24 protein-coding genes are annotated in these 23887 nt (G+C 68.9%); 5 read left to right on the top strand and 19 right to left on the bottom strand.

What is annotated here, in order from left to right; all coding sequences use genetic code 11:
* On the top strand, nt 1-459 hold the full coding sequence (mlaD, locus tag BU28_RS0108670; RefSeq protein ID WP_028719128.1) for an outer membrane lipid asymmetry maintenance protein MlaD: 459 nt from the start codon (nt 1-3) through the stop codon (nt 457-459).
* A complete protein-coding gene (locus BU28_RS24590) occupies nt 456-953 on the top strand; it encodes a DUF2155 domain-containing protein (protein WP_028719127.1) in 498 nt (165 codons plus the stop codon). The genes mlaD and BU28_RS24590 overlap by 4 nt, the downstream gene beginning before the upstream one ends.
* Here BU28_RS24590 and aat read toward each other — a convergent pair.
* From aat to tkt, 6 genes are all read right to left on the bottom strand, one after another.
* Nucleotides 917-1549 (bottom strand): leucyl/phenylalanyl-tRNA--protein transferase, encoded by a 633-nt coding sequence (gene aat / locus BU28_RS0108660; protein WP_028719126.1) that lies wholly within the window; start codon nt 1547-1549, stop codon nt 917-919. The two genes, BU28_RS24590 and aat, sit on opposite strands and share 37 nt — an antisense overlap.
* A 1-nt stretch (nt 1550) precedes the next feature.
* Complete coding sequence (gene accC / locus BU28_RS0108655) at nt 1551-2906, bottom strand: acetyl-CoA carboxylase biotin carboxylase subunit (RefSeq protein WP_036762423.1); 1356 nt, start codon at nt 2904-2906, stop codon at nt 1551-1553.
* A gap of 8 nt (nt 2907-2914) precedes the next feature.
* Complete coding sequence (gene accB / locus BU28_RS0108650) at nt 2915-3430, bottom strand: acetyl-CoA carboxylase biotin carboxyl carrier protein (protein ID WP_028719124.1); 516 nt, start codon at nt 3428-3430, stop codon at nt 2915-2917.
* 114 nt (nt 3431-3544) lie between these two features.
* Nucleotides 3545-4429 (bottom strand): lysophospholipid acyltransferase family protein, encoded by an 885-nt coding sequence (locus BU28_RS0108645; protein WP_028719123.1) that lies wholly within the window; start codon nt 4427-4429, stop codon nt 3545-3547.
* Entirely contained in the window at nt 4426-5331 is a 906-nt protein-coding gene (locus tag BU28_RS0108640) for a DMT family transporter (RefSeq protein ID WP_088239174.1), read from the bottom strand. The genes BU28_RS0108645 and BU28_RS0108640 overlap by 4 nt, the downstream gene beginning before the upstream one ends.
* Before the next feature lie 157 nt (nt 5332-5488).
* On the bottom strand, nt 5489-7507 hold the full coding sequence (tkt, locus tag BU28_RS0108635; RefSeq protein ID WP_028719121.1) for a transketolase: 2019 nt from the start codon (nt 7505-7507) through the stop codon (nt 5489-5491).
* Between the two features lie 320 nt (nt 7508-7827).
* On the opposite strand from tkt, the gene BU28_RS0108630 reads away from it, so the two are divergent.
* On the top strand, nt 7828-9321 hold the full coding sequence (locus tag BU28_RS0108630) for a nucleobase:cation symporter-2 family protein (RefSeq protein WP_198944937.1): 1494 nt from the start codon (nt 7828-7830) through the stop codon (nt 9319-9321).
* 6 nt (nt 9322-9327) lie between these two features.
* On the opposite strand, the gene BU28_RS0108625 is transcribed toward BU28_RS0108630, so the two are convergent.
* The 3 genes from BU28_RS0108625 to BU28_RS0108615 are packed head-to-tail and all read right to left on the bottom strand — an operon-like array spanning nt 9328 to nt 12118.
* On the bottom strand, nt 9328-10299 hold the full coding sequence (locus BU28_RS0108625) for a tyrosine recombinase (RefSeq protein WP_028719119.1): 972 nt from the start codon (nt 10297-10299) through the stop codon (nt 9328-9330).
* 3 nt (nt 10300-10302) lie between these two features.
* Nucleotides 10303-11904 carry a hypothetical protein gene (locus BU28_RS0108620; RefSeq protein WP_028719118.1) on the bottom strand — a complete coding sequence of 534 codons (1602 nt, stop codon included), beginning with the start codon at nt 11902-11904 and terminating at the stop codon, nt 10303-10305.
* Nucleotides 11891-12118: a hypothetical protein gene (locus BU28_RS0108615; RefSeq protein WP_028719117.1), complete on the bottom strand. Its 228-nt coding sequence runs from the start codon at nt 12116-12118 to the stop codon at nt 11891-11893. The genes BU28_RS0108620 and BU28_RS0108615 overlap by 14 nt, the downstream gene beginning before the upstream one ends.
* Nucleotides 12119-12275: 157 nt before the next feature.
* Here BU28_RS0108615 and BU28_RS0108610 point away from each other — a divergent pair, with 157 nt between their 5' ends.
* Together BU28_RS0108610 and aroB are read left to right on the top strand one after the other, a co-directional pair.
* Entirely contained in the window at nt 12276-12812 is a 537-nt protein-coding gene (locus BU28_RS0108610; protein ID WP_028719116.1) for a shikimate kinase, read from the top strand.
* Nucleotides 12809-13915 (top strand): 3-dehydroquinate synthase, encoded by a 1107-nt coding sequence (gene aroB, locus BU28_RS0108605; protein WP_028719115.1) that lies wholly within the window; start codon nt 12809-12811, stop codon nt 13913-13915. Before BU28_RS0108610 ends, aroB begins: the two co-directional genes overlap by 4 nt.
* Here the strand turns inward: aroB and mnhG are convergent.
* From mnhG to BU28_RS0108555, 10 genes are all read right to left on the bottom strand, one after another.
* A complete protein-coding gene (mnhG, locus tag BU28_RS0108600; RefSeq protein ID WP_028719114.1) occupies nt 13912-14394 on the bottom strand; it encodes a monovalent cation/H(+) antiporter subunit G in 483 nt (160 codons plus the stop codon). The genes aroB and mnhG overlap by 4 nt on opposite strands.
* Entirely contained in the window at nt 14391-14672 is a 282-nt protein-coding gene (locus BU28_RS0108595) for a K+/H+ antiporter subunit F (RefSeq protein WP_028719113.1), read from the bottom strand. Before BU28_RS0108595 ends, mnhG begins: the two co-directional genes overlap by 4 nt.
* Nucleotides 14669-15157, bottom strand: a complete 489-nt coding sequence (locus BU28_RS0108590; protein ID WP_028719112.1) for a Na+/H+ antiporter subunit E — start codon at nt 15155-15157, stop codon at nt 14669-14671. The genes BU28_RS0108595 and BU28_RS0108590 overlap by 4 nt, the downstream gene beginning before the upstream one ends.
* Nucleotides 15154-16860: a monovalent cation/H+ antiporter subunit D gene (locus BU28_RS22450; RefSeq protein ID WP_051578049.1), complete on the bottom strand. Its 1707-nt coding sequence runs from the start codon at nt 16858-16860 to the stop codon at nt 15154-15156. The genes BU28_RS0108590 and BU28_RS22450 overlap by 4 nt, the downstream gene beginning before the upstream one ends.
* Entirely contained in the window at nt 16857-17201 is a 345-nt protein-coding gene (locus BU28_RS0108580) for a Na+/H+ antiporter subunit C (RefSeq protein ID WP_028719111.1), read from the bottom strand. Before BU28_RS0108580 ends, BU28_RS22450 begins: the two co-directional genes overlap by 4 nt.
* Nucleotides 17201-20080 (bottom strand): monovalent cation/H+ antiporter subunit A, encoded by a 2880-nt coding sequence (locus BU28_RS0108575; protein WP_028719110.1) that lies wholly within the window; start codon nt 20078-20080, stop codon nt 17201-17203. The genes BU28_RS0108580 and BU28_RS0108575 overlap by 1 nt, the downstream gene beginning before the upstream one ends.
* 236 nt (nt 20081-20316) lie before the next feature.
* Nucleotides 20317-21546, bottom strand: a complete 1230-nt coding sequence (locus BU28_RS0108570; protein WP_028719109.1) for a type III PLP-dependent enzyme — start codon at nt 21544-21546, stop codon at nt 20317-20319.
* The gene (locus BU28_RS0108565) at nt 21527-21763 is read right to left on the bottom strand and encodes an acyl carrier protein (RefSeq protein ID WP_028719108.1); all 237 of its coding nucleotides are present in this window, start codon (nt 21761-21763) and stop codon (nt 21527-21529) included. The genes BU28_RS0108570 and BU28_RS0108565 overlap by 20 nt, the downstream gene beginning before the upstream one ends.
* Before the next feature lie 21 nt (nt 21764-21784).
* The gene (locus tag BU28_RS0108560; RefSeq protein WP_028719107.1) at nt 21785-23353 is read right to left on the bottom strand and encodes an AMP-binding protein; all 1569 of its coding nucleotides are present in this window, start codon (nt 23351-23353) and stop codon (nt 21785-21787) included.
* Nucleotides 23350-23886 carry a serine O-acetyltransferase gene (locus tag BU28_RS0108555; protein WP_028719106.1) on the bottom strand — a complete coding sequence of 179 codons (537 nt, stop codon included), beginning with the start codon at nt 23884-23886 and terminating at the stop codon, nt 23350-23352. Before BU28_RS0108555 ends, BU28_RS0108560 begins: the two co-directional genes overlap by 4 nt.
* Nucleotide 23887: the final 1 nt, after the last annotated feature.

Genomic DNA, 23887 nt, shown 5'->3' with positions numbered 1-23887 from the left:
ATGCAGTCGGCGGCGGAGAAAGCCGAGCTTTGGGCCGGGGCGGCGGTCCTGGCCGTGGCCGCCGGGTTCCTGTTCTGGTCCACCGACCTGGGCCGGCCGCTGCGCGACGGCTATGAATTGCGCGCGGCGTTTCCCAATGTGGACGGCATCGAGGTCGGGACCGAGGTGCGCGTCGCGGGCGTCAAGGTGGGCCGGGTCAGCGCGGTCGACCTGAACCCCCAGACCTATCTGGCCGAGGCGCGGCTGACGGTTCCATCGTCCATCCGGCTGCCGACCGACAGTGCGGCGCTGATCCAGTCGGACGGGCTGCTGGGCGGCGCCTATATCGAGCTTCAGCCCGGCGGCGCGGCCGAGGACCTGGCCCCCGGGGACGAGATCGAGGATGTGCAGGGCGCTGTCAGCCTGCTGTCGCTGATGATGAAATTCGTGGACGCGCAGGCGTCCGAGGGGGCGGAATGATCGCAAGCCTGTCCCGCGCCGCACTGTGCCTGATGCTGCTGGCGCTGCCCGCCCTGGCCCAGGACGATCCCGAGCCCGCGCCCGACGATTCGCTGATGGTCGACCCCGCGCTGAGCGACGATCCGACCGCCGTGGCCCCGGCCGAGCCCTCGGCGGCCGAGCGCGAGGCGGCCGTGGCGGCGGCGCGCGGTCCGGCCACCGCGCGCGGCGCGGGCGCCCTGCTGCGCGGCCTGGACAAGGTGACGGGTCAGACCCAGGACTTCCTGCTGTCGGCCGGGCAGGCGGCGGCCTTCGGGCGGCTCGAGGTGCGGCTTGCGGAATGCCGCTATCCCGCGGCGGACCCGTCGTCGGATGCGTTCGCGGAACTGACCGTGGTGGACAAGCGGGCCAACAGCACCGTCTTTTCCGGTTGGATGATCGCCTCGTCTCCCGCGCTTTCGGCGCTGGACGATCCCCGCTATGACGTCTGGGTGATTTCCTGCAACAGGGCCTGAGCCTCGGGCAGGGCGGTCGTTTCGAAGCGGACGGGCTGGCGCACCGCCCGCGCCAGTCGGCGGCGATAATCCAGCCGGCTGATCGCCGTTCCCCCCATCGAGGCCAGGTGCGGTGTCGGATATTGCGTATCCCACAGCGTGAAGCCGCAGGCGCGCAGGTGATGCGACATCCAGATCAACGCAGCCTTTGAGGCGCTGGGGCGGCGCGAGAACATGCTTTCGGCAAAGAAGGCCGCGCCCAGCGACACGCCATAGGTTCCGCCGATCAGCGCGTCGCCCTCCCATACCTCCAGCGAATGGGCGTGACCCATGCGGTGCAATTCGGCATAAAGCCCGATCAGCGGAGCGTTGATCCAGGTCTCCGGCCGGTCGGCGCAGCCCGCGATCACGCCCAAGAAGTCGCGGTTCACCGTCGCACGCCAGCCCGCCCGGCGCAGCAGGCGCCGCATCGAGCGCGAGACATGCACCCCGCCCACCGGCAGGATGCCGCGTTCGGGCGGGTCGAACCAGTAAAGCTGCGGGTCCGACGCCGACTCGGCCATCGGAAAGACGCCTTGCGCATAGGCAAACAGCAGTCTTTCCGCCGAAACCGTCATCTCAGGACGATGGGCCCGCCATCTGGGCCAGCCATTTTTCCAGCCAGTGGATGGAATAGTCGCCCCGTTGGATATCGGGGTTTTCCAGCAGCGCGCGGAACAGCGGAACCGTGGTGTCGATTCCGTCCACGATCAGCTCGCCCAAGGCGCGGTCCAGACGGGCCAGCGCCTCGGGCCGGTCGCGGCCGTGGACGATCAGCTTGCCGATCAGGCTGTCGTAATAGGGCGGAATGCGGTAGCCGTCATAGATCGCGCTGTCCATCCGCACGCCCAGGCCCCCCGGCGCGTGATACTGGGTGATCCGGCCTGGCGAGGGGGTGAAGTTCGGCAGCTTTTCGGCGTTGATGCGCACCTCGATGGCGTGGCCGCGGATCTGCAGGTCCTCTTGCCGGAACTCCATCTCGGCACCGGCGGCGACCAGGATCTGCTGGCGCACCAGATCGACCCCGAAGATCGCCTCGGTCACCGGATGTTCGACCTGAAGCCGGGTGTTCATCTCGATGAAATAGAATTCGCCGTCCTCGAACAGGAACTCGATGGTGCCGGCGCCGCGATAGCCCAGCTTGGCCATGGCATTGGCGCAGATGCCGCCGATCTCGGCGCGCTCGGCAGGCGTGATGGCCGGGCCGGGGGCCTCCTCCAGCACCTTCTGGTGGCGGCGCTGCAGGGAACAGTCGCGCTCGCCCAGGTGGACGGCGCGGCCGCGGCCGTCGCCGAAGACCTGGATCTCGATATGGCGCGGGCGCTGCAGGTATTTCTCGATATAGACCTCGTCATTGCCGAAGGCGGCCTTCGACTCGGCCCGCGCGGTGCGGAAGGCATTTTCCAGGCTCGCTTCGTCCAGCGCCACCTTCATGCCGCGCCCGCCGCCGCCGGCGGTCGCCTTGATGATGACCGGATAGCCGATCTGGGCCGCGACCCGCTTGGCCGAGGCCACGTCGGGAACGCCGCCGTCCGAGCCGGGGACGACCGGGATGCCAAGCGCCTTGGCGGTGTCCTTGGCCGTGATCTTGTCGCCCATGATGCGGATGTGTTCCGCCGAGGGGCCGATGAAGGCGATGCCGTGATCCTCGACCATCTGCACGAATCCGGCGTTTTCCGACAGGAAGCCATAGCCCGGATGGATGGCCTGCGCGCCAGTGATTTCGCAGGCCGAGATGATCGCCGGCATCGACAGGTAGCTGTCGGTCGAGGGCGGCGGCCCGATGCAGACCGATTCGTCGGCCATGCGGACATGCATCGCGTCGGCATCAGCAGTCGAATGGACCGCGACCGAGGCGATGCCCATCTCGCGGCAGGCGCGGATGACACGCAGCGCGATTTCGCCGCGATTGGCGATCAGGATCTTGTCGAACATATGCCCGCTCACTCGACGACCATCAGGGGGGCGCCGAATTCGACCGGGCTGCCGTCGTCGACCAGGATGCGCTTGACCGTGCCGGACCGGGGCGAGGGGATGTGATTCATGGTCTTCATTGCCTCGACGATCATCAGGGTCTCGCCCTCCTTGATCTGCTTGCCGATGGTAACGAAAGCCGGCGCGCCCGGCTCGGGCGACAGATAGGCCGTGCCGACCATGGGCGAGGTGACGATGCCGGGCAGGCTGGCCGGATCGTCGTTGGCCGCCGCGGCGGGCGCGGGGACCGAACCGGCCGCGGCGGCGATCGCGGGGGCCGCCGCCGGGGCCGGGGCCGCGACGGTCTGGATCACGGCCTTGCCCTGTTTCGACAGGCTGACCGTGAGGCGGTCGTTTTCGCTGTATTCGCGCTTGACGGAAAGCTCGGTCAGCTCGTTGCGGTTCAGCAGTTCCGCCAAGGCCTGGATGAAGGCCACGTCGTCGGTGCCGCTGCGCGCGCCGCTGGGGGTGTTCTCGTCGCTCATGCCGTCCTCTGGATCTTGTTCGTTGGGGCCGCGTGGGGGGCCTTGCGGCGGTTTGCGCCGCTTATAGCCTGTGCGCGAAGCCGAGGGAAAGGGTTTCGCCCGCCGATAGAGCGTTCAGGATCGCTGTTTCCAGCGCCGGTGGACCCAGAACCATTGCTCCATATGGGCGCGGACCAGGGTTTCCAGCTGGTCGTTCAGGGCCTGCATCATGGTTTCGGGGTCGGAATGGGGGATCGGGGCGGCCGCCTCGACCACAAAGCCCAGTCCGTCGGGCTGGCGGATGCCGGCGATGGGCACCAGCAGCGCGTCATAGCGGATGGCAAGCTCGGCTGGGGTCAGGACGGTTTTCGTCGGCAGGCCGAAGAAGCGCAGCTCGGCCCCGTGGCCGTCGTACTGGTCATAGCCGAGCGCCATCCAGCCCCCGCCCCGAAGGAACCGCAGCATGGCCGCAAGCCCGGCCCGCCCGCGCGGGAACATGGGCTGGGCGATGGCCTGCATGGCGGGGATATAGTGGCGGTTGAACGCCTCGTTGTTCATGGGGCGGTAAAGCGCGCCAACCGGCCAGCCGCGCCCGGTCAGGGCGGCGCGCATGGCGTCGTAATTGCCGAAATGGGCGACCGCCAGGATGACGGGCCGGCCGGCATCGGCGGCCTGTTCCAGCGCGGGCAGGCCCGGGCCGGCCAGGGGATCGGCCTGGTGGATGCGGGTGGTGAATTCCTCGCCGGAATAGATCTCGGCCAGGGCACGGCCGGCATTGTCGGGGACGGCGCGGCACAGCCGGCGGACCTCGGCCGGCGAGAGGTCGGGCCGGGCCTTGGCCAGGTTGTCGCGGATGCGGCCGCGCCAGCCCGCCAGCGGGCCCAGCACATGGGCAAAGAACCAGCCCATGGCCGGGATGCGCAGGCGATAGGGCAGCACCCTTACCAGTCCCATCAACGCAAGGAACGCGCCGTTCGCCAGCCGGTCGCGCAGGGGCACGGGGTCTTCGGTCTCGGTCATGGGTCCATCCGCTGCATGGCGCGGGCTTCGCGCATCCAGACATAAAGGCCGGCGACGACGATGATCAAGGCGCCGAGGATCGTCCAGCGGTCGGGCACGGTGCCCCAGAACAGCCAGCCCCACAGCCCCGCCCAGATCAGCCCGGTATAGCCGAAGGGGGCGATGGCCGCCGCCTCGGCCAGGGCGAAGGCGCGGATCAGCAGTGCCTGCGCCACGGTGCCGAACAGCCCCAGCAGCAGGAACGCCCAGGCGTCGCCGGCGGCAATGGGCTGCCAGAAGAACGGCACCAGGGCCGAGGTGGCGAGCGTTCCGACGATGGCTGACCACAGGATCGAGGTCGCGGTGGAATCGCCCCGCGCCAGCCGGGTCAGGATCGCGCCGGCCGCGTAGGTGAAGGCGCCCAGCAGCGGCAACAGCGCGGCCGGCTGGAAGACGCCCGCCCCTGGGCGGATGATGATCAGGGCGCCCACAAGCGCCGCGGCGATTCCCAAGGCGCGTCGCAGCCCGATCCTCTCGCCCAGGAAGAGCGCGGCGGCCAGGGTGATCAGCACCGGGTTGATGTCCATGATCGCCGTCGCCTCGGCCAGGCCGATGTGCTGGAGCGCGGTGAAGAACAGCCCGACCGAGCCGAGCTGCGTCAGCGCCCGGCAGAACTGGATGCCCGGGCGGGTCGAGCGCAGCGTGCGGCGCAGCCGTGGCCCGACCAGCAGCCCGACGATGACCAGGTTTGCCACGAAGCGCACCCAGACGACCTGGACAGGGTGATAGGTCTGGGTCAGGTGCTTGGCCGTCGCGTCCATCAGCGTGAAGGTCATGATCGCGGCCAGCAGCAGCAGGATGCCGCGCAACTGCGTGGCGCGCGCCGGATCGCCCGGGGGCGCGATGATGGCGGATTGGCTCATGATGCTTCCTCGCGGAGGCTTGTGCATGCCGTGGGGGCAAGGGTCCTGAGGGCGGTGCATCCGGCCGGCGCCGGAATCGGGTATTTGGAAAACGGTGAAAGGCCGGTCGCCGCGCCCAAGGGGCGGCCGCGCCGCGATGGGCGCGGCCGTCGCCGGATCAGTCGAGCAGGCGGCGGGCCTCGGCCACGGTGGCCTCGGCGGTGATGCCGAACTCGCGATAGAGCACCGGGGCCGGGGCCGAGGCGCCAAAGCCGGTCATGCCGATGAAGCCCGCCTTCTTCGAGCGGCCGCGTTCCCCCAGCAGGAGCCAGTCCCAGGGCTGGCGCACCGCCGCCTCGATGGCGATGCGGACCGGGCCCTTGGGCAGGACCTTGCGGCGATAGTCCTCGGGCTGGTCGCGGAAAAGCTCCATCGAGGGGACCGAGACGACGCGCGTGGGCACGCCCTGGGATTCCAGCGTCTCGCGAGCGGCAACGGCGATTTCCACCTCGGAGCCCGAGGCCATCAGGATCACCTGCGGCTCGGCCGAGGCGTCGCGCAGCACATAGGCGCCGCGCGCGGTCAGGTTCTCGGCCCCGTCCTCGCGCAGGGTGGGCAGGTTCTGGCGCGAGAGCGCGAGGACCGAAGGCGTGGCCTTCTGGCTCAGCGCGATTTCCCAGGCCTCGGCCGTCTCGACCAGGTCGCAGGGACGCAGGGTCAGCGTGTTCGGGGTGGCGCGCAGCATGGCCAGATGCTCGACCGGCTGGTGGGTCGGGCCATCCTCGCCCAGGCCGATGGAGTCGTGGGTCATCACATAGACCACGGGCAGGCCCATCAGCGCCGAAAGCCGCATGGCGCCGCGCGCATAGTCGGTGAAGCACATGAAGGTGCCGCCATAGGGGCGGAAGCCGCCGTGCAGCCAGATGCCGTTCATCGCCGCCGCCATGCCGTGTTCGCGGATGCCGTAGTTGATGTAGCGCCCGGTCCGGTCGACGGGCGAGAAGGTGCCCAGGTCCTTGGTCCGCGTGTTGTTCGAGCCGGTCAGGTCGGCCGAGCCGCCCATGGTTTCGGGCAGTTCGGGGTTCAGGACCTCGAGCACCATCTCGCTGGCCTTGCGGGTCGCGATCTTGGGCCGGGTCTGCAGCGCCTGTTCCTTGAGCGCGGCGATGGTCGGCGCCAGCCGGTCGCTGACATCGCCCGAGATGCGGCGGGCGAATTCCTCGCGGTTCTTCGCGGCATCGACCCGCGCGGCCCAGGCCTCGCGCGCGGCCCGGCCCTTCATTCCGATGGCGCGCCAGTCGGCCAGGATGTCGTCGGGGACGATGAAGCTTTCGTGTTCCCAGCCGTAGGCCAGGCGCGTGGCGGCGATTTCCTCGGCCCCCAGCGGCGAGCCGTGCGCGCCCGAGGTGTCCTGCTTTTTGGGCGCGCCGTAGCCGATGATCGTCTTGCAGGCGACCAGCACCGGGCGGTCGTCCTTGCCGGTCGCGGCGTCGGTCAGGGCGCGTTCGATATCGACCGGGTCATGGCCGTCGCAGGCGAGCACACGCCAGCCCGAGGCCTCGAAGCGCTTCATCTGGTCGGTGGCGTCCGACAGCGACACGCGGCCGTCGATGGTGATGTCGTTGTCGTCCCAGAGCACGATCAGGTTCTTCAGCTTCTGGTGGCCGGCAAGCGCGATGGCCTCCTGGCTGATGCCTTCCATCAGGCAGCCGTCGCCGGCGATGACCCAGGTGCGGTGGTTGCACAGCCCCTCGCCGAACTGGGCGCGCATCGCTTCCTCGGCGATGGCCATGCCGACGGCGGTGGCCAGGCCCTGGCCCAGCGGGCCGGTGGTCGTCTCAACCCCCTCGACATGGCCGTATTCGGGATGGCCCGCCGTGATCGCGCCCCATTGGCGGAAGTTGCGGATCTGCGCCAGGCTCATCTGTTCATAGCCGGTCAGGTGCAGCAGGCTGTAGAGCAGCATCGAGCCGTGGCCCGCCGACAGCACGAAGCGGTCGCGGTCGAACCAGTTCGGCGCGGTGGCATCGAATTTCAGGTGGTTGCGGAAAAGCACCGTGGCCACGTCGGCCATGCCCATGGGCATGCCGGGATGGCCCGAGTTCGCGGCCTCGACCGCGTCCATCGAAAGGGCGCGGATGGCGGCGGCGAGGCGCCAATGGGCGGGATCGGCCTTGCGGCGGGCGGCGATGTCCATGTCGGGTGTCCGTGCTGATGGTAGCGGCAACTCCTGATATTCAGGGCGGCGCGCGGTTGCAACCCGCCAGAGGGCCGTGGGACGAGGGCGCGGACCACGATCTGCCGTGCCGGGCGGCAGGCGATGCCCGTCCGGCGGGCACGCCTGCGCCTTTGGTCTGCTGGAAGGCGCGGGCCAAGCGGTTGAAACCGCGCCCTTCGCGATGCCTGGAAAATGGGCGCGGGTTGGCATGGTGCGGGGCGGGGCACAAAAGAATTGCCTTTTTCCTTGGCAGGGCCCTAGCTGGATCAAAACGACCTTGAACAGGGAAAGGGGACATCATGGCTATGGCCGAGGGCCGCGCCGTCGATCCGGTCGACGAGATCCTGCCGCCGGTACGGTTGGCGACGCTGGGATTGCAGCATGTGCTGGTGATGTATGCGGGCGCCGTCGCCGTGCCCCTGATCGTCGGCCGCGCGCTGAAGTTGGCGCCGCAGGACGTGGCCTTCCTGATCTCGGCCGACCTGTTCTGCTGCGGCATCGCCACGATCATCCAGTCGCTGGGCATGACGCGCTGGTTCGGCATCCAGCTGCCGGTGATGATGGGGGTGACGTTCGCCTCGGTCGGGCCGATGGTGGCGATGGCGAACGCCTATCCCGGGCCGGACGGGGCGCGCATGATCTTTGGCGCGATCATCGGCGCGGGCGTCGTCGCCATGCTGATCGCGCCATTCATCGGGCGGATGCTGAAGTTCTTTCCGCCGCTGGTGACGGGCACCGTCATCCTGGTGATCGGCGTCACGCTGATGCGGGTGGGCATCAACTGGATCTTCGGCAACCCGGTCGGGCCGACCGCGCCCAAGATCGTCGATCCGGTCGCCTCGGGCTGGCTGAACCAGTTGAAGGAACTGGCCGACACCGGCGCCGTCCCGGCCCTGCCGCAGGGCTTTGCCCCCGCGGCCAGCGTGCAGAACCCGCTGTATGCCCAGCCGGTCAATATTGCGATTTCGGGCGTGGTGCTGCTGGCGATCCTGCTGATCGCCCGCTTCGGCCGGGGCTTTGTCGCCAATATCGCCGTGCTGCTGGGCATGCTGGTGGGCGCGGTGCTGACCATCGTGCTGGGACAGATGACCTTCGACAAGGTGGCGGAGGCGGCCTGGTTCGGGATCGTGACCCCGTTCCACTTCGGCATGCCGATCTTCGACCCGGTGCTGATCGTGACCATGGTGCTGGTGATGATCGTCGTGATGATCGAATCGACCGGCATGTTCCTGGCGCTTGGCGACATGACGGGCCGCCGCATCACGCCCGAGCGGCTGACCGCCGGGCTGCGCACCGACGGTCTGGGCACGGTGATCGGGGGCATCTTCAACACCTTCCCCTATACGTCATTCTCGCAGAACGTGGGCCTCGTCGGCGTCACCGGCATCAAGAGCCGCTATATCTGCGTCGCCGGCGGCGTCATCCTGATCCTGTTCGGCCTGGTGCCCAAGATGGGCGCGGCGGTGGAATCGCTACCGACCTCGGTCCTGGGGGGCGCGGGGCTGGTCATGTTCGGCATGGTCGCGGCGACCGGCATCCGCATCCTGTCCACGGTCGATTTCGCGGGGAACCGCAACAACCTGTTCGTGGTCGCGGTGTCGCTGGGCTTCGGCATGATCCCGTTGATCGCCCCGGACTTCAAGCAATGGATGCCTCATGCGATCCACCCGCTGATCGAATCCGGCATCCTGCTGGCGACCATCGCGGCGGTGGCGCTGAACGCCTTCTTCAACGGCACCGGCGGCAACAGCGTCGAGGACGCCCGCCGCGCCGCCAGCATGGCCGACCACTAGCAGGCGTCAGCCCTCGGGCTCGGTCCCGCTGTCGGGCCGGGCCAGCGGGTGGTGGTTCATCACCAGGTCCCGCATGCGGTGGTCCATGACATGGGTATAGATCTCGGTCGTGCCGAGATCCGCATGACCCAGCAGGCTCTGGATCGCGCGCAGATCGGCGCCGCCTTCCAGCAGATGGGTGGCGAAGGCATGGCGGATCACATGGGGCGAGACCCGGGCCGGGTCGACGTTCGCCAGCAGCGCCAGCTGGTTCAGCAGCTGGTTCACCGCCTGCCGGGTCAGGTGGCCTTCGCGGGATGAGGCGGGAAACAGCCAGCGCCCGCCGCGCCCCGCGACCAGTCGGCCCAGCGTGGTGTCGGGGGGCGCGTTGTCGCGCAGCGAAAGCCAGCCCGCCAGCGCGTCGCGCGCGGGATCGTTCAGCGGCACCATGCGTTCCTTGCCGCCCTTGCCCCGGATCAGAAGCAGCGCCGGATTGCCCCGGCAGGCCGTCACGGGCAGCGTCACAAGCTCGCTGACCCGCATGCCGGTGGCATAGGCCATCTCGAACAGGGCAAGGTTGCGGCGGCGCTCGACCTCGGTGCGGCCAAGGCGGGGCAGGGCATCCAGCATGGCCTGCACCTCGTCGCGCGACAGCGTCTTGGGCAGGCGCTGCGCCCGGCCGGGGCCCGCGATGCGGCCGGCGGGGTCGTCCTCGCGCCAGCCTTCCTCAAGCGCAAAGCGGGTCCATTGCCGGATGGCCGACAGCCGCCGCGCCCGGGTCGCCCGCGACAGGCCCAGGTCGTCGCAATGGGTCAGGTATTCCTCGACGTTCTCGCGCGTCATCGACCGCAGGCCCAGATCGCGTCCGGCCAGCCAGCCGGTGAAATCGGCCAGGTCGCGGCCATAGGCCAGCAGCGTGTTGCGCGCGGCCCCGGATTCCGCCGCCTGCGCGTCCAGAAAGGCCGAGATCATGCGCCGGTCCTCGGCATCGCCCGCCATGGCCTAGCGCTCCGGCATCAGGACGGGGGCCAGCACCAGTTCGACCAGCGCCTGGCGCGCGATCTCGCCCTGGCCAAGCGCGCGCAGGACCCGCAAGCCCTGCGCGGCGCGCGGCAGGTCGCCGTCCAGTCCGGCGTCGGTGTCGGCGATGGCGGCCAGCATCGCCTCGCCCCGGCGGTTGGCGCCGATCTGTTCGGCCGCGCGCTGGGGCAGGGGCGTGCCCTGGCGGAAGCCGCCCAGCAGCAGCCCGGCGCGGTCCAATCCATCGCCCGCCGGAGGGGTGGCATCGGCAAGGCCGCTGGCGAAATCCAGCAGCCAAAGGTCCAGCGCCGCGCTGTCGGCCGGCGGCTTTGCCACGACCTGCCATTGCCCGGCGGCCAGCGCCAGGCACAGCGCGATCTGTCCCGCGCGCCCGTCCAGGGCCAGGGCGCCGACCTGCGCGCCCGCCATGTCGGCCAGCGCCGGGCCCAGGCCCGCCGCCACCATCGCGTCGAAGGCCGGGGGCAATGCCTGCGCGACCTGCGCCGTGTCCCGCGCCTGCAGCGCCGCGTCCAGCGCCTGAACCGCGGCCGCGCGGTCCCAGACCCCGCCCGAGGCAGCGGGCTTCTGTTCGACATAGATGCTGCGCAGCTGCGAGGCGGGGATGGCTCCGGCGCGGGCCAGACGCTCGGCGGAATCCAGCCGCGCCTTCCAGCCGCCGTTCTGGTCCAGGTCGGCCAGCGCGAAGGCCAGCGGCAGGTTCGCCGAGGGCAGGGGCTGGCCCACCGCCTCGTGCAGGCGCAGGTCCAGCGGCGTCACCACCAGCGGCGGCGCCAGATCCTCGGGGCGGTCGGCATAGCCGTCGTCCAGATACTGCGCCAGCAGCGCGGCCATCTGCGGCTGGATCAGCCCCATCGCGTCGGCGCCGTGAAATACCAGCGCCGCGGCCGCCCAGTCGCCGCCAAGCGCCAGACAGAAGATCTGCGCGGGAAAGCTGGGCGCCACGCCCGGGGTGCGGCCCATGATGGCGCAGGCCTCGACCTCGTCCCCCGACAGCAGGGCCACGTCGAACAGCCGGCGGAACCGCTCCTGATCGGCGGGGCCCGCGGCCTGCAGCAGGCTTTTCGCGGCGCCCGTGGCGCCCATGTCCAGAAGCTTGTCGACGCGGGCCAGGAACAGTTCGCCCTCGGCCCCCGGCGCGGTCGCGGGCGGGTTCAGCTGCGCGGCCAGGATGCGGCGCTCCAGCCGGCGCAGCACCGGCAGCCGCGGGTTCGAGGCACGCACCAGCGCCGCGAGCGTCGCACCGTCGCTTGCCCCCCACAGGTCGGCGGGCAGACCGGCGGCCCGGGGCGACACGGTGCCCTTGCCGTCGGGATTGCCCTCGCCTAGGCGGGTGACGCCCACCGGCTCGACCGCGCCGGACCGGGCGGTGCTTTCTGCCGATTTGCGCCGCAGATCGGCCGGGCGGCCGTCGCTGGGGCGCCAGGCCGAGATGGTGCCGGGGTCGCGCGTGCTGCCCGACAGCCAGTCGCTGGCCGACAGCGGCGGCTGGGCGGTCGCCGTCCCCGCCGCCAGCACGATCCCGCCCAGCAGCGCCAGGCCGCGCAGGCGATCAGTCCAGGTCATTGCTGCCGGCATTCGGGGCGGGGGGCGTGGGGACCGCCGGGGTCGCGGCCGGTGCGGGTTCGGGGGCTGGCGCGGGAACCGGCTGGCCCAGATCCAGTTCGACCGGCAGGCGCGTTTCGCGGGGATCGGCCCGCATGTCCCCGAAATAGGCATAGCCGGCCAGTCCGCCCAACAGCAGAATCACCAGCACCGCCACCACGCGCAAAAGCCTCATTGCCTGTCCTTTCAGCCTCGTTCCAGCATTCCGCTGCCGGTCTGACGCCGGCTCGCGCGAAATATATATGGCATTTCCCGAAAGATCACGCCATTCAGTGCCACCAATATTTGCCTGTGCGGCCCGCCGGGCAGGCAGTTCGGACAACGGGGGGGTGATGCGCCGCAATATCGTGCTGGTCGGAATGATGGGGGCGGGCAAGACCGCCATCGGGGCCGAGCTTTCCCGGCGCCTGGGCCGTCCGTTCTGGGACACCGACGCCGAGATCGAGCGCGCTGCCGCCATGACCATCCCCGAGATATTCGCCCGCGACGGCGAGGATTTCTTTCGCGCCCGCGAATCAGAGGTGCTGTCGCGCGTGCTGGCCGGGGGCGACAGCATCGTCTCGACCGGCGGCGGGTCGTGGATGCGCGAGATGAACCGCCAGCGCATTGCACAGCACGGCATCTCGGTCTGGCTGGATTGCGATCTGGAAACGCTGTGGCACCGCGTCCGCAACCGGCCGACCCGACCGCTGCTGCAAACCCCCGATCCGCGTGGCACGCTGGACCGGCTGCTGCGCGAACGCGCGCCGGTCTATGCGCTGGCCGATGTCCGCGTCCCCGCCGTCCGCGGCGACACGGTCGAGGATACCGCGACCCGCGTCATCGACGCCATCGGCGCCCGCCAGCCCCCCATCCTGGAGACGAAATGACCATCCAGACCGTGCGCGTCGACCTGGGCGCGCGTTCCTATGACGTGCGGATCGGCCAGGGCCTTCTGGACCGCGCCGGGGCCGAGGTCCTGGCGCTGGCTGGCCGCCGCCGCGTCGCGATCCTGACCGACCGCACCGTGGCCGAACGGCACCTGCCGCGCCTGCAAGAGGCGCTGCGCGCCGAAGGGATCGAGGCGCCTGCCCTGATCCTGCCGGCCGGCGAGGCCACCAAGTCCTGGTCCCACCTGGGCGAGGCGGTGGAATGGCTGATCGCCCAGCGGATCGAGCGCAAGGATCTGGTCATCGCGCTTGGCGGCGGCGTCATCGGGGATCTGGCGGGCTTTGCCGCCGCGATCCTGCGGCGCGGGGTGCGCTTCGTCCAGATCCCGACCTCGCTGCTGGCGCAGGTGGACAGTTCCGTCGGTGGCAAGACCGGCATCAACAGCCCGCAGGGCAAGAACCTGATCGGCGCCTTTCACCAGCCCGCGCTGGTTCTGGCCGACATCGACGTGCTGGCCACGCTGTCGCCCCGCGATTTCCGCGCCGGCTATGGCGAAGTCGCCAAATACGGGCTTCTGGGCGACGAGTCGTTCTTCGACTGGCTGGAAGCGGCCGGTCCTACGCTGTCCCGCGACCCGGCGGCCCTGCAGCGCGCCGTGCACCATTCGGTCGCGATGAAGGCGGGGATCGTCCAGCGCGACGAAACCGAGCAGGGCGAACGGGCGCTGCTGAACCTGGGCCACACCTTCGGCCATGCACTGGAATCCGCGACCGGCTATTCCGACCGCCTGCTGCATGGCGAGGGGGTGGCCGTCGGATGCACCTTGGCCTTCGAGCTTTCGGCCCGGATGGGGCTTTGCAGCCAGGAGGCACCGTCCCGCGTCTCGGCCCATTTCGCGGCCATGGGGCTGCCGTCGCGCATCGCCCAGATCCCGGGCGACCTGCCGGACGACGCGGCGCTGATCGCGCTGATGGGGCAGGACAAGAAGGTGCAGGACGGCAAGCTGCGCTTCATCCTGGCGCGCGGGATCGGGCAGTCCTTCGTGACCGACGCCGTGGACGCGGCAGACCTGCGCGCGGTGCTGGCGCAGTCGCGGCTTTAGGGGCTGCGTTCCCCGGTTCCGGGCTCGGGCTCGGCCTGTCCCGGCGGGGCCAGGACGCCTCCCTCAGGCACGTCCTCGCCCAGGTGGGACAGGTCGCGGGCGGGTTCCGTCGCACGATCCTCGGGCGCGACGCGGGGCGGGACCAGTTCGTCATGGCCCAGCTTGGCGTCCCTGTCGCGCCGCAGCGCCGCGCGGCCCAGCATCAGCAGGGTGATGGGCGTGGTGATCAGCAGGAACACCCCGATGATGATCTCGTGCAGGACGGGGCGGTTTTCCAGCAGCGAGAACATCGCCATCGAGGCCAGGATGATCAGGAACGCGCCATAGCTGTAGGCCAGGGTCGGCGCGTGCAGCCGCTGGTAAAAGCTGCGCAGCCGCACCAGGCCCAGGCTGCCCAGCAGCGCCAGGGACGAGCCGACGACGACGAAGACCGCGATGATCAGCGCGGCCGTGGGCGGCAACTGGTCCAGATGCCTCATTCGATCACCTCGCCGCGCATCAGGAACTTGGCCGCGCAGACCGTGGTGACAAAGCCCAGGACCGCGATCACCAGCGCCCCTTCAAAGAAGAATACGTTGCCATTGCCCATGCCGATCAGCAGAAACAGCAGCATCGCGTCGAAATACATCGTGTCGAGCCCCAGCACCCGGTCCTGCGCGCGCGGCCCCCGCAGCATCCGCCAGCACGCAAGCCCCAGGGCCAGGACCATGGCGATCTGCGCATAGGTCAGCGCGTATTCCAGGATCAGGGCGCTCATTCGAAAATCTCCATCAGCAGGGCCTCGTAGCGGTCGCGGACCAGTTCCTGCCATTCCTCCTCGCTGCGCAGGTCCAGGATATGCAGCAGCAGGCGGCCGCCTTCCTGTTCGTATTCCAGCCAGGCGGTGCCGGGCGTCGCGGTCAGGATGATCGCCAGCAGCGCCAGGGCGTTCTGGTCGCGCAGCTGCAGCCGCAGTTCGACGAAGCCCGAATGGAACTTGGGGTGGTTCGGGCCCAAAAGCAGGACGCGCGCCACCGAGATGTTGGACTGCAGGATATCCCAGGCGACCAGCGCCATCAGCCGGGGGATCGCGCTCCAGCGGCGGATGCGGGGACGGGCGGGGTGCAGGTGCTGGACCGCCCATCCCGCGACCAGACCGATGACCGTGCCCAGGACCAGGTGCCCCGGGCTGAACTGGGTCAGGACCAGCCACATCAGCACCAGCGCGGCCGAAATCAGCGGATGGGGAACCAACCGGGTCATCGCGCATCCTCGGGCACGGTGACGGGCACATGGTTCTGGGCCGGCGCGGCGTCCAGGCGCGAGGCGTCCTTGAGCACGGCCTTGCGATAGATGGCCGGCTCCAGCAGCAGGTCGGCGGTGGCGCGGGTATAACCCAGCACCGCGTCGGCCCGCAGCGTCAGGACCAGGATCATGCCCAGCAGGATCAGCACCGGCGCGACCTCAAGCGCAAGGATGCGGGGCGCGGGGCCTTCCTCGGCCCAGAAGCGGCGGATGCCGAAGCGGATCAGCGCGATCAGCGCCCCCAGGCCCGACAGGATCAGGACCGCCATATAGATCCACAGCATCACGGGCAGGTGCCCCGACAGCGCCATGTTGCCGTCGACCGCGCCGCGCAGGATCGCGAACTTGCCGATGAAGCCCGGCATCGGCGGCAGGCCCGCCAGCATGGCGGCAATCAGGGCAAAGCAGATCGCCATGGTCAGCCAGGACACGGTGCGTTGGCTGGCCGGGGCGGTCGTGTCCTCGACCGTGTCGAGGCCCATGGGCGTCCACTCCCAGCGCTCGGCCAGGGGCTCGGGTTCGTCCGGCGCCCCCTCGTCCGATCCGGTGTCGTCGCGCGACACCGGCTCGGCGATCAGGAAAAACGCCGAGACGGCGGCGGTCGAGCCGATCAGATAGTAAAGCGCGCCGCCCAGCAGCGCGGGCCCGCCGCCGGCCTGGGCAAAGCCCACTGCCGCCAGCACCGTCCCTGACGAGATGATCGCCAGATAGCCGCCCTTGCGCACCAGTTCGGGCGTGCCGAGGATGCCGATCATGCCGAAGGTCATGGTCAGCACGCCCCCGATCATCAGGACCGGCGCGCCGAAGCCCGCCGAGGCGCCCGCATCCGGCCCCAGGATCAGAAGCGACAGGCGCAGGATCACATAGATCCCCACCTTGGTCATGATCGCCATGATCGCGGCCGCAGGCGGCGAGGCCGAGGCATAGGTCGGCGGCAACCAGAAACACAGCGGCCAGATCGCGGCCTTGACCAGGAAGGCAATGCCCAGGAACCCGGCCGCGGTGTGGAACAGCAGCCGCGGCACATCGTCCAGTTCGCGCACCGCCCGGCCGATGTCGGCCATGTTCAGCGTGCCGGTGGTGCCATAGACCAGCGCCACCCCGATCAGGAAGAACAGCGAGGCCGCCAGGTTCACCGCGATGTATTGCAGCCCCGCCTTGACCCGCGCGGCCCCCGACCCGTGCAGCATCAGCCCGTAGCTGGCCGCCAGCATGACCTCGAAGAACACGAACAGGTTGAACAGATCGCCTGTCAGGAACGATCCGTTGACGCCCGCCAGCAGGAACTGGAACATGCTGTGATAGTGCTGTCCCTTGCCGTGCCAGCCGGCCGCCGCATAGATCAGCGAGGGCGCGGCCAGCAGCGCGGTCAGCATGACCATCATCGCCGACAGGCGGTCCAGCACCAGCACGATGCCGATGGGCACCGGCCAGTCGCCCAGGCGGTAAAGCTGGACGATCGCGCCGCCGGCGGCGCCCAGTTCCTTGGCGTCGCTCATCAGCTCGACCGAGGACAGGAACATCAGCCCCACCGCGACCAGCCCCATGACCAGCTTGGTCTGGCGGTTGCGGTCGTTGTAGAACAGCATGATCGCCCCCGCGACCAGCGGGATCAGGATCGGGGCGATGATCAGGTGGTTGGGCAAGACAGAGGGATTCATGGGCTGCGCTCCCGCCCGTCGACATGGTCGGTGCCGGTGATGCCGCGCGACGCGATCATGACCACCAGGAACAGGGCCGTGGTGGCAAAGCTGATGACGATGGCGGTCAGCACCAGCGCCTGCGGCAGCGGGTCGGCATAGGCCGTCGGATCGACAAAGCCGCCCTTGGGCATGATCGGCGCCGCGCCGACGTAAAGCCGTCCCATCGAGAAGATGAACAGGTTCACCCCATAGGCCAGCAGGCACAGCCCCACGATCACCTGATAGGACCGGGGCCGCAGGATCAGCCACACGCCCGATCCGGTCAGTACGCCGATGGCCAGGGCCAGGATCAGTTCCATCAGGCTTTCCCCTCGTCAGCGTCGGCCTTGCGCGGGCGCGGGGCGACGCGCAGGCTTTGGTGGGCGATGGCGATCAGCATCAGCACGATCGCCCCCACCACCAGCGAAAACACCCCCAGGTCGAACAGCATCGCGGTCGATGCCGGAACCTTGCCCACCAGCGGCAGGTCCAGATACTGGTAATGCGTGGTCAGGAAGGGCATCCCGAAGATCCAGGAGCCCGCGCCCACGGCCGCCGCGATGCACAGGCCGGTCCCCATCCAGCGCACGGGCAGGACCGTCAGCCGCGCCTCGACCCAGCGGACGTTGGTTGCGACATATTGCAGCAGCAGCCCGATGGCCAGCGTCACCCCGGCCGCAAAGCCGCCGCCCGGCAGGTCGTGGCCGCGGAAGAACAGATAGGCCGCCAGGGCGATGATGGGGGCGAACATCCACTGCATCAGAACTGCGGGGACGAACAGATAGGCTTCCAGCGCCTGCTCCTCGGCCTCGAGCTGGGGACGCGGCCGCTCGACGCTTTCGGGGGCCGGGCGGAAGCGGCGCAGCAGCGCATAGACCGTCAGCCCGACGATGGCGAGGACGGTGATTTCCCCGAAGGTGTCGAAGGCCCGGAAGTCGACCAGGATCACGTTGACGACGTTGGTGCCGCCGCCTTCGGCATAGGAATGGCGCAGGAACCAGTCGCCGACCGAGGTCCCCGGCTTGGTTAGCAGCACCGCCAGCGCGATCGCGGTCATCCCCAGCCCGCAGGCCAGCGCGATCAGCAGGTCGCGGAACCGCCGCAGCCGGGGCCGGAAATTGTTGTCGCCGACGATTTCCTCGTCGCGCTTGGGCAGCCAACGCAGGCCCAGCAGCAGAAGCGCGGTGGTCGCGATCTCGACCAGCAGCTGGGTCACGGCAAGGTCCGGCGCCGATAGCCAGACGAAGGTCGCGCAGGTGACAAGCCCCGCCGCACCCATCAGGATCAATGCGGCAAAGCGGTGGTACTTCGCCTGCCAGGCGGCGCCAAGGGCGCAGGCGCCGCCGATCAGCCACATAAGGGCGAACACCACCTCGCGCGAGGTGATCGCGGGCAACGGGATGTTCCAGTCCAGCGGCCCGGTGGCGAACCAGGCGGCGGCCATGCCCATCAGGACCATCACCCGCAGTTGCGCCTGCAATCCCGGCGCCGAGACATAGCGCATGCCGGCCTGCGGCAGCCGCTTGCCGACCATATGCAGCGCCCAGTCGAAGGCCGCGCCAAAGTTCAGGGCGCGCATCAGCCAGGGGCCTTCCTCGCCGCCGTCGATCCAGCGGCGCGGCAGCAGATAGATCAGCCCGCCCAGCGTCATGGCGATCAGGCTCATGATCAGGGCGGGGTTCACGCCGTGCCAGATCTTCAGGCTGAAATGCGGAAGCTCGGGGCCGAGGATGGCGATGGCCGCGCTTTCCAGCCAGCCGCCCAGCATCGCCTGCGGCGCGATGCCCACGGCCAGGCAGATGGCGACCAGCAGCGCGACCGGCAGGCGCATCAGGACCGGCGGCTCGTGCGGCTCATGCGGCAGGTCGCGGGCCTCGGGACCGAAGAACACGGTGACGATGAATCGCAGCGAATAAGCCGCGCTCAGCGCGCCCGCCACCACCGCGACATAGGGCGCGGCATTGTCCAGGGGGCTGCCGTTGTTCCAGACATAGGTGGCCTCGAAGAACATCTCCTTGGACAGGAACCCGTTCAGCAGCGGCACCCCCGCCATCGCGGCCGAGGCGATGATGGCCAGGGTCGCGGTCACCGGCATGGCGCGGGCCAGGCCCGACAGCCGGCGCATGTCGCGAGTGCCGGTCTCGTGGTCGATGATGCCGGCGGCCATGAACAGCGAGGCCTTGAAGACGGCATGGTTCACGATGTGAAAGATCGCGGCGATCAGCGCCAGGGGGGTGCCGATTCCCGCGAGGGCCGTGATCAGGCCCAGGTGGCTGATCGTGGAATAGGCCAGCAGGCCCTTGAGATCGTGCTTGAACAGCGCCACCAGCGCGCCCAGCAGCAGGGTGATCAGACCAGCGCCGGTCACGACCTGGAACCACAGCTCGGTTCCGCCCAGGGCAGGCTGGAACCGCAGCAGGATGAAGACGCCGGCCTTCACCATGGTCGCCGAATGCAGATAGGACGACACCGGCGTCGGCGCGGCCATCGCGTTCGGCAACCAGAAGTGGAACGGGAACTGCGCCGATTTGGTAAAGGCCCCCAGCAGGAACAGGCCCAGCACCACCGGATAAAGCGGATGGCTTGTGATCCGCCCGCCCGCCGCCAGCACGTCATCCAGCTGGTAGCTGCCGACGATCTGCCCGATCAGGATCATCGCGACCATCAGGCACAGCCCGCCGGTCGCCGTCACCACCAGTGCCATCTTGGCGCCGTCGCGCGCGTCCTGGCGCTGGAACCAGTAGCCGATCAGCAGGAAGGACACGATGCTGGTCAGTTCCCAGAAGACCACCAGCACGATGATGTTGCCCGACAGGACCAGCCCCGACATCGCCCCCGCAAAGGCCAGCAGGCAGGAATAAAGCCGCGGCACCGGATCCTCGGGCGCCATGTAGTAACGCGCGTAAAGGATCACCAGCAGCCCGATTCCCGCGACCAGCACCATGAACAGCCAGGCAAATCCGTCGATGCGGAAGGTCAGGTCCAGCCCGATGCTGCTGGCCCAGTCGAAGGTGCCGATGATCCGCCCGCCCTCGGCCACCGCCGGGAAAAGCACGGCCAGGATCGCCAGCGCGATGACCATGGTCAGCCCGGCCAGCCAGGTCTCGGCGTTGCGTGATCCTACGGGAAGCGTGGCGGCAAGCGCCGCCGAAACGAATGGTGTCAGAACAAGCAAGAGCAACAGGTTCTGTTCGACCATCGGATCCTTCGCCAGTTCTGGATTACGCCCCACCATAGAGGCGAGGACCGGGAAATGACAACCGCGAGCGGCACGAAAAAGACGTGTTTCTGCACCGACCTACAATTATTTTATCACGCCATCGGCCGCGCGCGCCGTACCGCGCACCATCGGCCCCCTGGCGTCTTTCGTGTTCAAATATCCCCGCCGGAGGCACCGGCGTCGCCACCCGCGACCCCGCCGCCCGTCGGGCCCGGTCAGCCCCGGATGCGGGTCACGTCGCGCAGCTGCCCGCCGGTCACCAGCACCTCGGCCGGCAGGGGATGGCTGATGAAATGCAGCGGGCTGGCCGTCGGTCCATACGCGCCCCCCGCATGGATCGCCAGCAGGTCGCCTTCGTCCAGCCGCGGCAGCAGGACCCCGCCGCCGAGCTTGTCGATCGAGGTGCAGAGCGGCCCCGAGATGTCCTGCTTTTCCTCGGCGCGGTCACCGGGGTCGCCGACGCGGTGCATGACATAGTTCCGCCGCAGCACCATGCCGAAATTGCCCGAGGCCGCCAGGTTCCCGTTCAGCCCGCCGTCGCAGATCGCGATGCGGCTGCCGCGGGATTGCTTGACCGAGACCACGCGGGTCACGAAATAGCCCGCCGGTCCGACCAGATAGCGTCCCAGTTCCAGGATCAGCCGCGTGGATGGGAAACGGGCCTGGAACCCGTCCAGTTCGGGCCCGATCTCGGCCGCGATCTGCTCAAGGTCCAGCGCGGCATCGCCTGGGTGATAGGGGATCCCCAGCCCAGAGCCGAAGACCAGCTTTTCGGGTGAAAGCCCCATCGCGTCGCAAAGCTCTGCGAAGACGGCCATGAAAATGGACCAGTTTTCGCAAATCGCCTGCGGCTTCAGGCTTTGCGTGCCCGAGTAGATGTGCAGGCCCGCGATGCGCAGATGGGGAAGGGCGGCGATCCGGGGCAGGATCTCGGCCGCGTCCTCGATGTCGATGCCGAAGGGGCTGGGCCGGCCCGCCATCTGGTCGCCAAAGCCCTTGGGCACGCGGTCGGGGGCAATGCGGATCAGGATGGGCTGGACCAGCCCCAGTTCGGCCGCGATGGCATCGGCAAGCCGCGCCTCGCGCAGGCTTTCGACGACCAGTTCGCCCAGACCCTCCTGGATGACGGTGCGCAGCTCGGCCTCGCGCTTGGCGGGGTCGGTGAAGCTGACCAGCGCCGGGTCCCAGCCCGCCTGCCGTGCCAGGCCGAATTCCCCGCCCGACGAGATGTCCAGGTAATCCAGCCGGTCCCGCATCCAATCCAGCAGGGCGGGGTTCGGGTTGCTTTTCACGGCATAGCTGACCGCGAACCAGCGGCCCAGGGCGGCGCGCAGCCCGGCCAGCCGCGCCTCGATCACATCGGTGAAATAGACATAGGTGGGCGTGCCGAAACGGTCGGCGGCCGCGGCCAGATGGCGGTCGGGATCAGCCGAGGCTGGCGACATAGGCCACGATCCGGTCCACGGTGTCGAAATTTTCCAGCGTCACGTCGCCGGGGGCGATGGTGGACCCGGTCTGTTCCTCGATGAATGTGATCAGGCCGACCATCGACACCGAGTCCAGCAGCCCGCTGGAGAAAAGTTCGGTTTCCCCGTCGATCGGGTCCTCGATGTTCAGTTCCCGGTGCAGATGGTCGATCACTTGATCCCGGCTCAGGCTCATGCTGCTTGCCCCTATGATTTGTCAGACGGTTGCGGCCTTGGCGGCCGAGATGATCGCGGGGCGGTCCAGCTTGCCGCTGGCCGTCCGGGGCATGGCGCCTTGCCAGGCGTGGACATGCTGGGGTCGCATATAATGGGGCATGGTCCTTGCACAATGCGCAATCAGCGCGGCCGGGTCGGCATCGGGCAGAAAGCTGACCGAAACATGAACGGCCTGGCCCCGGTCCGCATCTTCGACCCCATAGGCCACCACGTCCGTGACCAGCCCGCTTTGGGACAGCGCGTCCTCGACCTCGGTGGGGGACAGGCGAAAGCCCAGGGTCTTGATCATCTCGTCCATGCGGCTGACGAACCACAGGTCGCCATCCTCGTCCACGCGGACCAGATCGCCGGACCAGACCACAGGCGCGTCGCCGATCACGGACGCAAGCTCGGGGCAGGGGCGGATCTTTTCGGCCGTCACCTCGGGCTTTTCCCAGTATCCCATGCTGACCAGCGGCCCGGCATGGACCAGTTCGCCCTGTTCGCCGGGCCCGGCGATGCCGACCCCGTGCTTGATCGCAAAGACCTGGGCGTTCGGAATCTGTCGCCCGATCGAGCCCATCTTCTGCGCGAACCGCTCGGGCGGCAGGTAGGTCGAGCGGAACGCCTCGGTCAACCCGTACATCAGGTAGATGTCGACGCCGGGAAACACCTTGGGCAGCAGTTCCAGGATGTTCGGGGGGATCTTGCCGCCGGTGTTGGTGATGCGGCGCAGGCTGGGCAGGGGCGTTGGGCGTTCGTCCAGCAGGCGCACGATCTGGTTCCACAGCGGCGGCACGCCGGCGATGCCGGTCACGGCCTCGGCCGCGGCCATGCGCACGATCTCGGCCGGCATGGTCAGGGGCTGGTGGACGATGGTGCCGCCGGTCAGCAGCATGGTGGTCAGCTGGTTCAGCCCGGCGTCGAAGCTGTAGGGCAGCACCGACAGCAGCCGGTCATCCTCGGCCAGCCCCAGGTAGTCCGCGACCGAGATCGCGCCCACGCGGATGTTGCGATGGCTGAGCATCACGCCCTTGGGCGCCCCGGTCGAGCCCGAGGTATAGATGATCATCGCCAGCCCCTGCGGGTCGGGTTCGTCGGGCGCAGAACCGCTGTCGGCGGGAAGCGCCGTCCAGGGGTCTGCGCCCTGGGCCAGGCCCTCGGCCTTGCCCTGTACCAGAAAGGCGGTGCCCGACGGCAGCGCGTTGTCGCCCGCAAGGCCCCGCAGCGCGCCCGGCGGCAGGATCACGGCCCTTGCCCGGCAGTCGCGCGCCACATAAGCCAGTTGCTGCGCGGTCCAGTGGCTGTTGACATTGACCACCACGGCGCCGGCCTTCCAGGCGCCCAGCATGGCCACGACCTCGTCGATGCCCTTGCGCAGGTGGACGATCACCCGGTCGCCCGGGACGATGCCGCGGTCGCGCAGCCAGTCGCAGACCCGGCCCGCCTGCGCCGCCAGTTCGGCATAGGTTGCGCTGCGGCCGGCATCCACCGCGGCCACCTTGTTCGCGCGATGCGCAAGGTTGTCGGCCAGCAGGCGCCACATGCTGCGGTCGAAGTCCTTGATCATTCCTGGGCCTTTTTCTTCTGGGCAAAAATCGGCAGGCTGGGATAGATCCGCGCCGGAGAGCCGACGACCACCGAATCCGGCGGAACATTGGTGGTGACGGCGGTGTTCGCCGCGATGCGCACCCGGTCGCCTATCCTGATCGGTCCCAGCACGGTCGAGTTCACGCCGATGAAGACATCGTCCCCGATGACCGGCGCACCGCCCCGCATGTTCGTGCCGATGGTGACATTGTGCATGACCCCGCAACGGTCGCCGATCACCACGTCGGGATGTATCGACAGCGAGCCCTCGGCATGGATGATGTGGAAATCCTTGCCGAGCTTGACCCCGGGCGGAATCCAGACCTTGGTGACGTTCAGGACGACCACCTTGAAAAAGCCATAGACCTTGTTGGCCAGCCAGCGGCCCAGCGGATTGCGCACGCCCAGTGCATAATGCCCCCACCGATAGATCAGCAGCGAAACAAAGGCGGCTTCTGTCAGGGAACGACCGTGGCGGATGTAATCCCCCCGGATAACCTCAAGCAAGCTCATA

Source organism: Paracoccus yeei ATCC BAA-599 (genome assembly GCF_000622145.1).
Classification (GTDB): Bacteria; Pseudomonadota; Alphaproteobacteria; order Rhodobacterales; family Rhodobacteraceae; genus Paracoccus; species Paracoccus yeei.
This window is presented reverse-complemented; position numbering and strand designations above follow the sequence as displayed.

What these genes read in the sequence shown, in the direction of transcription:
- mlaD (WP_028719128.1), top strand. Translation starts at nt 1, where the DNA reads ATGCAGTCGGCGGCGGAGAAAGCCGAGCTTTGGGCCGGGGCGGCGGTC.
- BU28_RS24590 (WP_028719127.1), top strand. Translation starts at nt 456, where the DNA reads ATGATCGCAAGCCTGTCCCGCGCCGCACTGTGCCTGATGCTGCTGGCG.
- aat (WP_028719126.1), bottom strand. Translation starts at nt 1,549, where the DNA reads ATGACGGTTTCGGCGGAAAGACTGCTGTTTGCCTATGCGCAAGGCGTC.
- accC (WP_036762423.1), bottom strand. Translation starts at nt 2,906, where the DNA reads ATGTTCGACAAGATCCTGATCGCCAATCGCGGCGAAATCGCGCTGCGT.
- accB (WP_028719124.1), bottom strand. Translation starts at nt 3,430, where the DNA reads ATGAGCGACGAGAACACCCCCAGCGGCGCGCGCAGCGGCACCGACGAC.
- BU28_RS0108645 (WP_028719123.1), bottom strand. Translation starts at nt 4,429, where the DNA reads ATGACCGAGACCGAAGACCCCGTGCCCCTGCGCGACCGGCTGGCGAAC.
- BU28_RS0108640 (WP_088239174.1), bottom strand. Translation starts at nt 5,331, where the DNA reads ATGAGCCAATCCGCCATCATCGCGCCCCCGGGCGATCCGGCGCGCGCC.
- tkt (WP_028719121.1), bottom strand. Translation starts at nt 7,507, where the DNA reads ATGGACATCGCCGCCCGCCGCAAGGCCGATCCCGCCCATTGGCGCCTC.
- BU28_RS0108630 (WP_198944937.1), top strand. Translation starts at nt 7,828, where the DNA reads ATGGCTATGGCCGAGGGCCGCGCCGTCGATCCGGTCGACGAGATCCTG.
- BU28_RS0108625 (WP_028719119.1), bottom strand. Translation starts at nt 10,299, where the DNA reads ATGGCGGGCGATGCCGAGGACCGGCGCATGATCTCGGCCTTTCTGGAC.
- BU28_RS0108620 (WP_028719118.1), bottom strand. Translation starts at nt 11,904, where the DNA reads ATGACCTGGACTGATCGCCTGCGCGGCCTGGCGCTGCTGGGCGGGATC.
- BU28_RS0108615 (WP_028719117.1), bottom strand. Translation starts at nt 12,118, where the DNA reads ATGAGGCTTTTGCGCGTGGTGGCGGTGCTGGTGATTCTGCTGTTGGGC.
- BU28_RS0108610 (WP_028719116.1), top strand. Translation starts at nt 12,276, where the DNA reads ATGCGCCGCAATATCGTGCTGGTCGGAATGATGGGGGCGGGCAAGACC.
- aroB (WP_028719115.1), top strand. Translation starts at nt 12,809, where the DNA reads ATGACCATCCAGACCGTGCGCGTCGACCTGGGCGCGCGTTCCTATGAC.
- mnhG (WP_028719114.1), bottom strand. Translation starts at nt 14,394, where the DNA reads ATGAGGCATCTGGACCAGTTGCCGCCCACGGCCGCGCTGATCATCGCG.
- BU28_RS0108595 (WP_028719113.1), bottom strand. Translation starts at nt 14,672, where the DNA reads ATGAGCGCCCTGATCCTGGAATACGCGCTGACCTATGCGCAGATCGCC.
- BU28_RS0108590 (WP_028719112.1), bottom strand. Translation starts at nt 15,157, where the DNA reads ATGACCCGGTTGGTTCCCCATCCGCTGATTTCGGCCGCGCTGGTGCTG.
- BU28_RS22450 (WP_051578049.1), bottom strand. Translation starts at nt 16,860, where the DNA reads ATGAATCCCTCTGTCTTGCCCAACCACCTGATCATCGCCCCGATCCTG.
- BU28_RS0108580 (WP_028719111.1), bottom strand. Translation starts at nt 17,201, where the DNA reads ATGGAACTGATCCTGGCCCTGGCCATCGGCGTACTGACCGGATCGGGC.
- BU28_RS0108575 (WP_028719110.1), bottom strand. Translation starts at nt 20,080, where the DNA reads ATGGTCGAACAGAACCTGTTGCTCTTGCTTGTTCTGACACCATTCGTT.
- BU28_RS0108570 (WP_028719109.1), bottom strand. Translation starts at nt 21,546, where the DNA reads ATGTCGCCAGCCTCGGCTGATCCCGACCGCCATCTGGCCGCGGCCGCC.
- BU28_RS0108565 (WP_028719108.1), bottom strand. Translation starts at nt 21,763, where the DNA reads ATGAGCCTGAGCCGGGATCAAGTGATCGACCATCTGCACCGGGAACTG.
- BU28_RS0108560 (WP_028719107.1), bottom strand. Translation starts at nt 23,353, where the DNA reads ATGATCAAGGACTTCGACCGCAGCATGTGGCGCCTGCTGGCCGACAAC.
- BU28_RS0108555 (WP_028719106.1), bottom strand. Translation starts at nt 23,886, where the DNA reads ATGAGCTTGCTTGAGGTTATCCGGGGGGATTACATCCGCCACGGTCGT.